Raw genomic sequence first — 11,999 nt, 5'->3', positions numbered from 1 at the left:
TCCATGCCGTCGAGTCCTCGCCCGACCTGGGGCGGTGGTGCGTCTGTATGTCCGCACGCCAGCGCCTTGACGATCGCTCTCCCTCACTCATCCACGTCGTCAGCTCTCATCGACTCAACGTCTGCTCGCCTCCCGCGTGGGCCGTTTGCAATCAGCGTTCCCCGCGAGAAGAGATGAGTCCGCTCGCCGCCGATTTCTGCGGCGTCACGGCACGGCGGAGCGCGGCGGTCGTCGGGTCCGGGGAGGGCCGGGCGGGGCGGACGGCGAGAAGACCGCGCGCACCCCCTGTTCCCACCTCACACGCGGGGATGAGGCGTTCCGCCACACAGGGGGCGCTCATCGTACGATCACATCCCGCGCTGCGGGGCAGTTTGCTACGCGGAAGACCTGGAGGGGGCACCCGCGACGCATGCCCGATCTCAGCAAGTGTGATGATGACATAACGGCTCCGGCGATCCGCCGGCGCCCCGGGGTGTGGAGCGCAGTGGCGCGCGGCGAGCGAGGGAGGAAACCAAGGGAAGTGAGCGGGAGGAGAGGGGGAGGGCAGGGGAGGAGAGGGACGCGGGGCGCGAGGGGAGGCCAGGTGCGGTCAGCGCGCGGGTTGCCCGGCGGCGGCGCGCCGCGCGCGCTTCGTGGCGGCGCGGTGGTGACGCCCCTTGCTTTCACTGCGCGAGAACGGCTAAGTCTCGGTCTGCTCGAATGGCCCGTGCGAACGACAAGACGGCTAGCAACCGCACCCCTCGGGAGCTGAACCGCTCCCTCGTCCTCGATCTCGTGCAGGAACACGGGCCGATTTCCCGCACGAACCTCGCGCGGTTGAGCGGCCTGACCAAGCCGACGGTCTCGGCCATCATCGAGGAGCTGCTCGAGAACGGCAGCGTCCGCGATGTCGGGACCGAGTCGCGCGGCGGGCGGCCGGCGCGGCTCCTCGAGTTCAACGATGACAGCGCGGCGTACCTGGGCATCGAGATCGGCGTCGAGCAGACGACCGTCGCCGTGGCCGACGCGCGCGGGCGGCTGCGGGCGCGCCTCGACCAGCCGACCGTCCTCCGCGATCCGCAGCGGACGGTCCGCGACGTGGCCGAGCTGCTGCCGAAGGTGCTGCAGCTGAGCGGGGTGCCGCGGAAGCGGCTGCGCGGCGCCTGCGCCATCGTGCCTGGGCTCATCGAGCGGCCGAGCGGGGTGTGCGTGCTCGCGCCCAACCTGGGCTGGGAGCGGTTCCCGCTGCGCGCGGAGCTCAGCCGCGCGCTGCGCATGCAGGTGCCCGTGTACAACCTGCCTCAGGCGGCGGCGGTGGCGGAGGGGGAGCTCGGCGCCGCGCGAGGACAGGTGTCGTACGTGTGGATCTACGTCGGGCTCGGCGTGGGCGCGGGCCTCGTCGTCGATGGGCGCCTGTTCTTCGGGATGCAGGGGTACAGCGGTGAGATCGGCCACTGCCGCGTCGCTGACGACGGCCCGCCTTGCGGCTGCGGTCGCCGGGGCTGTCTGGAGACGTTCGCCTCGGTCATGGCGCTCCGGCGCGCCGCCGAGGTCGCGTCGGCGCGCTCTCCCCAGCTGGCCGGGCTCCCCCGGCCGCACGCGGTCGGCGCCGTCGCGGGCGCGGCGCTCGCCGGCGACGAGAGCGCCCGCGCGATCTTCCACGAGGCGGGCGTGCGGCTCGCGCGCGGCATCGGGGTCTTGCTGAACCTGCTCAACCCGCAGCTCGTCGTGCTGGGCGGCGAGCTGCTCGCCGCGCCCGACATCCTGCTCGAAGGCGTGCGCGAGGAGCTGCCGCGCCACGCCGTCCGCGCGGGGGCGGTGCCGGTGGTCGCCTCTCCGCTCGGCAGCGAGGCCGGCCTGCTCGGCGCCGTCCTGCTCGCGCGCGAGGGCGCGGTGCGCTCGCTCCGCCTCGTGCCCGACGGCGTGCTCCAGGACAGCGCGCCGTAGCGCGACAGCGCGCCGTAGCGCCGGGGCTCCACGGGGGGAAGAGAGCTGGAGCCACAGAGGCGCAGAGGGCACAGAGGGAGAGAAAAGGAGAGATAATATCTTCTGCTCCCCAGCTCTCTCTATCTCTCTCTTCCTCTGTGCTCTCTGTGGTTCCAATCCTCTTCATTCGTCTCCCCCATGCGTGGCGTCGCTACGCGGGCGAGGCGCGCTCCACGCCGGCCGGGCTGCCCGCGGGGGGCGCCGATCCGGGGCGGCGCTCGGCGAGGAGCGGCGCGAAGGCGTGTCGATCGTGCCACGTGAGCGCGCCGAGCAGGCCGAGCAGGATGACGGCGTTGATGCCGGCGCGGGGGTCGAGCAGCAGGTGGAACAGCGCGATGTTCACCACGACCGGCCAGAGCAGCGCGAGCGCGAGGGGGCGGCGGCGGTCGAGCAGGAGCAGGACCGCGGCGGTGATCTCCACGGCCTTCACGGCATAGACGTAGCCGCTGTCGAGCAGCAGCTGGACGAACGGGTGGAGCGGCTCGGGGACCGGCACGATGCGGACGAATCCGTTGATGCCGCCGAGCAGGACGATGAGACCGAGGGCGACGCGGGCCGCGCCGACAGCGCGAGGGGGCATGGGTCCTCCTTGAGGGTTCAGAGGACCACGATGAGCCCGGCCGAGGCCGGCGCTTGTACGAAGTGGCTGCGCGCCACGGAGCCCGGCGTGCGGCCCAGCGTGGCCGCGACGGCGCGCGCCAGGTGCGCCTGGTCGTGGAAGCCGCCGGCGAGCGCCGCCCGGGCCGGCGCGGCGCCGTCGACGAGCGCCCGGACGGCGGACATGACGCGCAGGAAGGTCACGTAGTCGCGCAGCGGGTGGCCGAAGGCGTCGTGAAACAGGTGCGAGAGCCGCGAGCGCGAGAGCCCCTCGGCTGCGGCGAGCGGGCCCAGCGCGGGGCGGGCCGGCGCCTGCTCCGCGAGGCGATGCATGGCGCGCAGCACGCGGCGGTCGCACGGCGGGCCGCTCGGCGCGAACGCCCGGGCGCACGCGCGCATGAGCTCGCGCGCCGCCGCGTGGTCGAGCCGGCCGCGGAGCACGTCGCGCGCCGCCGCGCGCACCCGATCGGCCTGCGCCCCCTCGAGGATCAGCGCCCGCCCTCGGGCGGCCGCCTGCGCGCCGGCGCCGAGCCCGTCGGGCGGCAGGAACACCGTGACCGTCGCGCCCGGCGCGCCGACGGAATGGGCGACCCCGGCGCCGGTGAGCACGGGCATGCGCACCCCGAACGGCCGCCCGCCCCCGACGTCGACCTCGAGCGGACCGTCGACGGGCACCATCAGCTTGACGAGGTGGAGCGCGTGGCGGCGCGTCGCCCCGGCGCCCTCGACGACGTGCACACCGCCGTGGCCGACAAGCGCCGTGTGCTCGCGCGCGGTCACGCGCAGCAGCGAACCACTCCGGCGCGGGCGGCGCAAGCGCGGAGCCGCGGAGCGCCGCCGCGAGCAGCCGAATCCGAAATGGGACGAGACGCACGCCCGTAATCACGTTGACGCCGGCGCCGGCGTCTCGATGCCGGGTTGATCGAACGTGTCGAAAACTGTCGTCAGGACTGGCAGACCTGTGCCGGGTCCGAGTAGGATCGTCGCGAGTTGGAAGCGACATCACGGCGGATTGGGGCCGCCGGGGTGTCGGCGCCATGGCCTCGTGCCGGAGGACTGGACGCATGATCAGGTTCTTTAAGCATTCCGTTGTTAGCTCCATATTTCTCATCTCCGTGGCGGTTTCTTCCTGCGAGCGAATGAGCCAGATGGGAGGGCGCTGCGAATCGACGGCCGACTGTGAGTCGGACACCCAGTACGCGCCCGGCACGGAGTGCACGGACAACGAGTGCACGTGCGTCCAGGAGGGGCACACGCTGTGCTGCGCGCCCGAGGACACGGCGCCCGACTGCTTTCTCGCCTGCAGGCCGTGCAGCGAGTGCCAGGAGGGCTGGTTCAGCTGCGCGCCGGGGACGGCCGGGACGGCGTGCGACAACGACGCGAAGTGCGCCGGGCCGCCGGACCCGCGCTGCGGCGCCGGGCGGTGCGTGGACCGGGTGTGCCAGCTGGAGATCTACCCGGGCCCGCTGCCCTCCCAGGTGCGCGGCGACTGCGCGCAGCTGGAGTGCACGCACGAGGGAAAGGTCGTCTCCAAGCCGGATCCGGCCGACTTCTACAACGACGGCAACCTGTGCACCTCCGATGTTTGCTCGGCGGAGAACAGGCCTGTCAACGTGCCTTTCGACAACGGGATCAGCCTCATGGATCTCTACTCGGTCGACCAGATCTGCTACGAGGCGCAGCCGTTCGACTGCATCGTCGAGGACGACCAGTGCGGGAGCCGGCGCATCTGCGTCCCGACCGTGGGCGCGCAGCACGGCGGGGGCTTCTGCGCGCCGAGCCACTGCATCAACCTGCGGCGCGACCCGGACGAGGCCGACGTGGACTGCGGCGGCATCTGCAGGCGGCCGTGCGAGGACGGGTCGCGCTGCTCCGTCCCGCAGGACTGCATCTCCGGGGTGTGCCTCGGGGACCCGAAGACGTGCCAGAGGCCGTCGAGCTCGGACGGCGTGCGGAACGGCTCCGAGACCGGCGTCGACTGCGGCGGTCCGTGGGCGCCGTGTCCGCCGGACGAGGGCTGCGCGACGGGCGCGGACTGCGAGACCGGCGTCTGCTGGGCGAGCGTGTGCGAGGAGCCGACGTGCATCGACGGCGTGCGGAACGGCGGCGAGCTCGGCGTCGACTGCGGCGGGCCGGCGTGCCCGGAGTGCCCGCGGTGACGCGGCGCGGTCGCTCGACGCAGCGGGGCCGCTCGGGGCTGCAAGGTCGCTCGGCGCCTCAAGGCCGCTCGACGCTGCGCGGCCGCTCGACGCTGCGCGGCCGCTTGACGCTGCGCGGTTGCTTGACGCTGCGCGGCTTCGTTGACGCTGGTGCCTGGTGGGGGCATAGGGGGGAGGTGCGCAGACTCGCTATCGAAGGAATGTCCTGCGGCCACTGCGTTCGGGCGGTCTCGAAGGCGCTCGCGAAGGTCCCCGGCGTCACGCGGGTGTGCGAGGTGAGCCTCGAGCGCGGAGAGGCGATCGTCGAGGGGAGCGCGACGGCCGAAGCGCTCGTGGCGGCCGTGCGCGAGGAGGGCTACGAGGCGCGCGAGGCTGGCTGACGTCGCGGTGCGGCGCTCGGCCGCGTTTGGTATGGTGCGGCCACCATGACGCGATCACCAAGCGAAGAGGCACCGAGCGAAAAGGGCTTTCCGGAAGGGTTCCTGTGGGGCGCCGCGGCGGCGTCGTACCAGATCGAGGGCGCCGCGGACGAGGACGGCAAGGGGCCGTCCGTGTGGGACATGTTCTGCAAGAAGCCGGACGCGATCTGGAACGGCCAGACCGGCGATGTCGCGTGCGACCACTACCACCGGTACCGGGAGGACGTCGCCCTCATGCGCGATATCGGCCTCCGCGCTTACCGACTCAGCATCTCGTGGCCGCGCGTCTTGCCGGAGGGCACGGGCGCCGTCAACGAGCGCGGCCTCGCGTTCTACGATCGGCTGGTGGACGCGCTGCTCGAGGCGGGGGTCGCGCCCCACGTCACGCTGTTCCACTGGGACTTCCCGCTCGCGCTCTACCACAAGGGCGGCTGGCTGAACCGCGACAGCGCCGACTGGTTCGCCGAGTACACGGGCGTCGTGGTCAAGAAGCTCGGCGATCGGGTGAAGGACTGGATGACGCTCAACGAACCGCAGGTGTTCGCCGGCGCCGGTCACTACGAGGGGCGCCACGCGCCCGGGGACCGGCTGCGCTTCGCCGAGATCCTGCGCGTGTGCCACCACGTCCTGCTCGCGCACGGCAAGTCGGTGCAGGCCATCCGCGCGGCGAGCCCGGGGAAGTGCAACGTCTATTATGCGCCGGTCGCGCAGGTGAAATACCCCGCCAGCGCGTCACCCGAGGATCTGGAGGCCGCGCGCGCGGCGACGTGGTCGGTCAGCGCCCGCACCACGTGGACCAACACGTGGTGGATGGATCCCGTGTTCTTCGGCAGGTACCCCGAGGACGGGCTCCGCCTGTTCGCGAGCGAGCTGCCCGAGATCCGGGGCGGCGACATGGAGATCATCGCGCAGCCGGTCGAGTTCTGCGGCGTGAACGTCTACTGGGGAGTCCCGGTGCGCGCCGGGGCGAACGGCGGCGCCGAGGTCGTGCCGCACCCGGTGGGACACCCGATCACGGCCTTCGAGTGGTCCGTCACCCCCGAGTGCCTCTACTGGGGGCCGAGGTTCTTTTACGAGCGCTACAAGCGCCCCATCGTGATCACCGAAAATGGCCTGTCCACCCGGGACTGGATCTCGCTCGACGGGAAGGTGCACGACCCCCAGCGCATCGACTTCATGGCGCGCCACCTGATCGAGCTCCGCCGGGCCATCGCCGAGGGCGCCGTCGTGAACGGCTATTTCCACTGGTCGATCCTGGACAACTTCGAGTGGGCCCACGGCTACAAGCACCGCTTCGGCCTCGTCTTCGTCGACTACCCGACGGGCAAGCGCGTGCTCAAGGACTCGGCGCACTGGTATCGCGAGGTCATCGCCTCGAACGGCGCGACCCTCGGGGGCTGAGCGGGCCGCTCCCCGGCGCCTCCCCGGGAGGCGCCGGTCCTGGTGACGTGCCTCCGGAGAGAGCCTTTCAGGAGAGCGGTAAAGCAGGAAGAACGTTCATCCTTTCTTCCTGCTCACCGCCTTCCCGTCCTTGCCTGGCCACCGCCGGCCGCGCGTCGCGAGGGGAGCCCGCGGCCGCGGCGGCGGCGGCGGCGCGGACTCAGGAGGCGATCGGCTCGTCGCCGTCCTCTTCGTCTTCGTCGTCGAGCGCCTCGTCGTCTCCGGTCGCCAGGTCGTACCCGTGCGGATCGAACTCGTCGAACATGGCCTGCAGGCGCTCGGTCAGCGAGTCCCACGTGTCCGGCGGCTCGCCCGCCTGGCGATCGCGCTCCGCGAGGGCGAGCGCGGCGGCGACCGTCGCGGTCAGCGGGCGCGCGTCCTGGAGCACCGCGACCTTCGAGGTGTCGCCGCTGCACGCGTACGCCAGCAGGTAGGCCCTGTAGATCTCCTCATTTGTCTTGTCGCTCATTCCTCTTCCCTGTTCTCGTCGTCCGCGCGCCGTTCGCCGCCGTGCTCGGGCCTGCTCAGCGCTCGGGACCGCGGGCGCGAGCGTAGCCCATCTCCCGGCCGTCGGGGGTGGCCCGTGTCCCGCCGGGAGCCCGGGCCCTCGGGGAGCGGCGGGACGGGCCCTCGGGGAGCGGCGCAGCGCGGGCGCAGCGGCGCAGCGCGGGCGCAGCGGCGCAGCGGATCAGTAGCGCAGCCGGTCGCGCAGCGAGCGCACCGCGCGCTCGAGCCCCGCGTGGTGGTGGAAGCAGCATTGCCCGATGCGCGGCTGGCACTGCGACGAGCGGAGCATCTCGAGGAACACGAGCGCGCGCGCGTCCCCCTCGAGCGCCGCCCGCTCGAAGAGCGCCTGCTTGCGCCGGCAGGGGGCCTCGCGCAGCTCCACGGCGATGCGCAGCGGGGCGCTCGCGCGCTCCAGCACCTCGGGGCGGCGGAGCAGCGCGGCCGCGCGCTTTCCGCCCTGCGTGCCGCCGTAGCCGCTCACGATCTCGTAGGCGATGTCGAGGCCCTCCTGGCCGAGGCGGCTCTCCAGCGCCTCGAAGATCGGGTCCGCGCGGCCGTCGGGCCGGTACGAGCTCTTCACCGCGACGGCGGCCGCGGCCGTCATCACGTCGCGCTGCTCGAAGGCGGCGCGATCCTTGTCGAGCAGCACGAAGAGCGCGCTCTCCGCGTCCTCCCATCGCTTCGCCCGGACCGCCCCCACGAGGCGCTCCCGCTCGGCCGGGAGCTCCGCGCCCTCGAGCGGAGCCGGCCCGGCGAGCGCCGCGACGTCGGCCGACGCCGCCCCGGAGCCGGCCGGCGCGGGGGCCGAGGCGCTCGCGGTCGGCGCCGCGGACGGGGCCGGCGGGGGCGCGCCGAGGGGCTCAGGCACCCGGGTGGCCGGCGCTGCGGCGGCCGGCGCGTGCATGGCGGCGGTCGCCTCCTGGAGCACCGGGCCGGCGACCGCCGGCGCCGGCGCGCCCGCGACCGCCGGCGCGCCCGCGGGCAAGCGGCGGAGGAGCACCGCGCCGCCCGCGACGCCGGCGGCGACCAGCGCGGCCACCGCGACGAGCCAGCCCCGGGCGCGCCTCCGCGGCCGTGGCCGGCGCTCCGCCGTTCCGCGCGCCTCGTGGGCCTCGTTCCCGCGCGCCTCGTCCCCGCGCGCCGCGAGCGGCGCGCCGGACGCCGCCATCGCGGCGCCGCCGGCGGCCGCGGCCCCGCCGCGCGCTGCGCCTTCGAGCGCCGCGGCTCGGTCCTGCCGCGCCGGCGGCTCGGGCGGCGTGGCGGCCTGGAGCGCGCGCAGCGGGTCGCCGAGGGACCACGACCCGCTCGAGAGCGGCTCTTTCCACGGGAGGAGGCCGAGGGCCTCGGACCGCGGCACGGCGGCGTCGAGCGCGGCGAGCAGCGCGCGCGCGCTGGCGGGGCGCGCCGCCGGGTCCTTGCGCAGGAGGCGCATCACGAGCGCCTCCAGCTCGCGCGGCACCTCCACGCCCGGAGCGCGCAGCCGGAGCGGCGGCGGCGCGGTCTCGCATTGATCGCGGAAGAGCTCGACGGGCACGATCGAGTCGAACGGGTGCTTGCCCGCGAGCATCTCGTAGAGGATGAGCCCGAGGGCGTACAGGTCGGAGCGCTCGTCGACGTGCTCCATGCCCTGCGCCGCCTCCGGCGCCATGTACGCGAGCGTGCCGAAGACCATGCCGCTCAGCGTGATGCGCATGGGCTCGGGCCGCTCCTCGCCGCCGTGCGCGGTCGTCGTGGCGAGGCGCTCCAGCGGGACCTTCGCGAACCCGAAGTCGATGAGCTTCACGGCGTCGGTGCCGTGCTCGACCATGACGTTGCGCGGCTTCAGATCGCGGTGGATGACCCCGCGCTCGTGCGCCGCGGCGAGCGCCGCCGCGATCTGCCGCGCGAGCTCGGCGGCGCGCGGGGCGGGCACCGGCCCCTTCTTGATGATGCGATCGAGCGTCGTCCCGCGGACGTGCTCCAGCACGAGGAACCGGGAGCCGTCGGGGAGCGTGCCGAAGTCGGTCGCCGACGCGATGTTCGGGTGCTGGATGTGCGCGCCCGCGATCGCCTCGCGCTCGAAGCGCGCGGTGAGCTCCGGCGAGCCCTGCGCCGCGGGCAGGAGGATCTTCACCGCCAGCCACTTGCGCAGGAGCAGGTGCTCGGCCTTGTAGACCGCGCCCATCCCGCCGGTCGCGACGAGCTCCACGATCCGGTACCGGTCCGAGATGACCGTCCCGACCATCTGGGCGGCCGCGCTCTCCGCGGGCGCGTCGCTCGCGGCGGGCTTCGGATCGCCGGGGGCAGGGGGCAGGGAGGCGCTCACGGGAGGCGTGAACTGTCCGGCCTAGCCCGATTTTTGTCAAAGGGGGATCGCCGCCGCGCGCCGCGCCGGCGCGCGCGCACGGAGGCCCGTTTTCCTCGGTGGATCCGCGGGTCGCCGCGCAATCGCCGCGCTGCCGCGCGCGGCGGCGCGAGCGCCCGGCCGAGACGGCCGCGCCGGGGCGCGCGCCGCGGGCGGCGGCGCGCGGTTCGGCGCGCGGTTCGGCGCGCTGTTCGGCCACGGAGCGCCGGCTTCCTATTGAATTGGCCGCGGGGCCGGGCCAAGGATGCGCCATGGCCGATCCCGTCCACGTCCTTTCCCGCGCTTTCCAGGAGGCGATCACCGCCGCGTTCGGCGCCGAGCACGCCGGAGCCGATCCCTCCCTGCGCCGCTCCAGCCACGCCGATTACCAGGCGAACGCCGCGATGGCGCTCGGCAAGCGCCTGGGCAGGCCGCCGCGCGAGGTCGCGGCGGCGATCGTGGGGGCGCTGCAGCTCGGCGGGATTTGCCGGAAGGTGGAGATCGCCGGCCCCGGGTTCGTGAACCTGACGCTCGAGGACGCCTACCTGACGCGCGAGCTCGCCGACACGGCGAGCGGCGGGCGGCTCGGGATCGCGCCCGCGGCGCAGCCCGAGACGGTGATCGTCGATTACTCGGGCCCGAACGCCGCGAAGGAGATGCACGTCGGCCACCTGCGCAGCACGATCATCGGCGACGCGCTCGCGCGCGTGCTCGAGGCGCTCGGCCACCGGGTGATCCGCCAGAACCACCTGGGCGACTGGGGCACGCCGTTCGGCATGCTGATCGAGCACATGCTCGATCTCGGCGAGGCGGCCGCCTCGCAGGAGCTCTCGGTCGGCGATCTCGACGCGTTCTACAGGCAGGCGCGCGCCAAATTCGACGGGGATCCGGCGTTCGCCGAGCGCTCTCGCCGGCGGGTCGTGCGGCTCCAGGGCGGGGACGAGCAGACGCTCGGGCTGTGGCGGCAGCTGGTGCGCGAGTCGACGCGCTACTTCGAGTCGGTCTACCGCCGGCTCGGCGTGACCCTGACCGAGGCCGATTTCGCGGGCGAGAGCTTCTACAACCCGATGCTGCTCGACGTGCTCGCGGAGCTCGGCGAGAAGGGGCTGGCGCGCGAGAGCGAGGGGGCGCTCTGCGTCTTTCCGGCGGGCTTCACGGGCAAGGGCGGCGAGCCGCTGCCGCTCATCGTGCGCAAGCAGGATGGGGGCTACGGCTACGCCACGACGGATCTGGCGGCGATCCGTCACCGGCTCACGACGGTCGGCGCGCAGCGGCTCATCTACGTGGTCGGCGCGCCGCAGAGCCAGCATTTCGCGATGGTCTTCGCGACGGCGCGGGAGGCGGGCTGGCTCAGGCCGCCGGCGCGGGCCGAGCACGTGGCGTTCGGGTCGGTGCTCGGGGCCGACAAGAAGATGTTCAAGACGAGGAGCGGCGACACCGTGAAGCTGTCGGATCTGCTCGACGAGGCCGTGGAGCGCGCGACCAAGGTGGTGCGGGAGAAGAACCCGGAGCTCGACGCCGAGGCTGCGGGCGCGGTGGCGCGGGCGGTCGGCGTGGGGGCGGTGAAGTATGCGGATCTCTCGAGCGATCGGATCAAGGATTACGTGTTCGACTGGGATCGCATGCTGGCGTTCGAGGGGAACACGGCGCCCTACCTGATGTATGCGCACGCGCGCATCCGGTCGATCTTCCGGAAGGCGGGGGTGGAGTCGCCGCGCGGGGTGGGGATCACGGTGGGCGAGCCGGCGGAGCGGGCGCTCGCGCTGGAGCTGCTCCGGTTCGGCGCCGTGCTCGAGGACGTGGCGGCCACGCTCGAGCCGCATCGGCTGTGCGGTTACCTGTTCGAGCTCGCCGGGTCGTTCACGACCTTCTACGAGCGCTGTCCGGTGCTCCGGGCCGAGAGCGAGGAGGTGCGCCGCTCGCGGCTCGCGCTGTGCGATCTCACGGCGGAGGTGCTGGCGAAGGGCCTCGGCCTGCTCGGGATCGAGGCCCCGGAGCGGATGTAGCGCGCCCGGGGGGCGGGCGGGTTACCCGCCGGGGGGAAGCCGACCGGGGGTGACCGGATTTGAACATGAAGGCGGGAAGGCGGGAAGAAAAGATCAATGATCTTCCTGCCTTACCGCCTTCATGTGAATCACTCCGGGGCAAATTGGGCCACCACCGAGGCGACCGGGGTTGGGCCAACCCGACCGGCAGGTTGACCCGACCGTGGTTGAGGCCGACCTGACCGGGGTTGGGCCGACCTGACCGGGGTTGAGGCCGACCCGGCCGACCCGACCGAGGTTGACGCCGAGCCGACCGGGGTTGGGCTGAAGCCGAGCCGACCGAGGTTGCGGCCGACCCGAGCCGACCGAGGTTGCGGCCGAGCCGACCGGGGTTGACGCCGAGCCGACCGAGGTTGCGGCCGAGCCGACCGGGGTTGACGCCGAGCCGACCGAGGTTGGGCCGACCCCGACCCGACCGGGGTTGAGGTCGCCCGGCCGGGGCTGGGCCGACCCGACCGAGGTTGAGGTCGCCCGGCCGAGGTTGGGCCGAATCGACCGAGGTTGAGGCCGTCCGAGGTTGAGGCCGTCCGAGGTTGAGGCCGTC

At 73.4% G+C, this 11,999-nt stretch carries 9 protein-coding genes; 5 read left to right on the top strand and 4 right to left on the bottom strand.

The window, feature by feature from the left end; genetic code table 11:
- Positions 1-699 precede the first annotated feature (699 nt).
- On the top strand, positions 700-1,926 hold the full coding sequence (locus tag WME98_RS15340) for an ROK family protein (RefSeq protein WP_437951955.1): 1,227 nt from the start codon (positions 700-702) through the stop codon (positions 1,924-1,926).
- Positions 1,927-2,116: 190 nt separating this feature from the next.
- Here WME98_RS15340 and WME98_RS15335 read toward each other — a convergent pair whose 3' ends face one another.
- Positions 2,117-2,545: a membrane spanning transport protein gene (locus tag WME98_RS15335; protein WP_437951954.1), complete on the bottom strand. Its 429-nt coding sequence runs from the start codon at positions 2,543-2,545 to the stop codon at positions 2,117-2,119.
- Positions 2,546-2,562: 17 nt separating this feature from the next.
- Positions 2,563-3,342 carry a helix-turn-helix domain-containing protein gene (locus tag WME98_RS15330; protein WP_437951953.1) on the bottom strand — a complete coding sequence of 260 codons (780 nt, stop codon included), beginning with the start codon at positions 3,340-3,342 and terminating at the stop codon, positions 2,563-2,565.
- 359 nt (positions 3,343-3,701) lie between these two features.
- Here WME98_RS15330 and WME98_RS15325 point away from each other — a divergent pair, with 359 nt between their 5' ends.
- The 3 genes from WME98_RS15325 to WME98_RS15315 all read left to right on the top strand — a co-directional run bounded on the left by WME98_RS15325 (position 3,702) and on the right by WME98_RS15315 (position 6,541).
- On the top strand, positions 3,702-4,721 hold the full coding sequence (locus WME98_RS15325; protein ID WP_437951952.1) for a hypothetical protein: 1,020 nt from the start codon (positions 3,702-3,704) through the stop codon (positions 4,719-4,721).
- Between the two features lie 200 nt (positions 4,722-4,921).
- Entirely contained in the window at positions 4,922-5,101 is a 180-nt protein-coding gene (locus tag WME98_RS15320; RefSeq protein ID WP_020740710.1) for a heavy-metal-associated domain-containing protein, read from the top strand.
- 45 nt (positions 5,102-5,146) lie between these two features.
- Complete coding sequence (locus WME98_RS15315; RefSeq protein WP_437951951.1) at positions 5,147-6,541, top strand: GH1 family beta-glucosidase; 1,395 nt, start codon at positions 5,147-5,149, stop codon at positions 6,539-6,541.
- A 199-nt stretch (positions 6,542-6,740) separates the two neighbouring features.
- Here the strand turns inward: WME98_RS15315 and WME98_RS15310 are convergent, their stop codons facing one another.
- Positions 6,741-7,049 (bottom strand): hypothetical protein, encoded by a 309-nt coding sequence (locus WME98_RS15310; protein WP_061623993.1) that lies wholly within the window; start codon positions 7,047-7,049, stop codon positions 6,741-6,743.
- 219 nt (positions 7,050-7,268) lie between these two features.
- Positions 7,269-9,392 (bottom strand): protein kinase domain-containing protein, encoded by a 2,124-nt coding sequence (locus tag WME98_RS15305; RefSeq protein WP_437951950.1) that lies wholly within the window; start codon positions 9,390-9,392, stop codon positions 7,269-7,271.
- A 290-nt stretch (positions 9,393-9,682) separates the two neighbouring features.
- Between WME98_RS15305 and argS the strand changes: the two genes are divergently transcribed.
- Positions 9,683-11,416 (top strand): arginine--tRNA ligase, encoded by a 1,734-nt coding sequence (argS, locus tag WME98_RS15300; protein WP_437951949.1) that lies wholly within the window; start codon positions 9,683-9,685, stop codon positions 11,414-11,416.
- Positions 11,417-11,999 lie beyond the last annotated feature (583 nt).

Origin of the sequence: Sorangium sp. So ce296 (assembly GCF_051529605.1) — a bacterium.
Classification (GTDB): domain Bacteria; phylum Myxococcota_A; class Polyangia; order Polyangiales; family Polyangiaceae; genus Sorangium; species Sorangium cellulosum_D.
The sequence above is the reverse complement of the archived record's forward strand: the minus strand, read 5'-3'. Positions and strand labels throughout refer to the sequence as shown.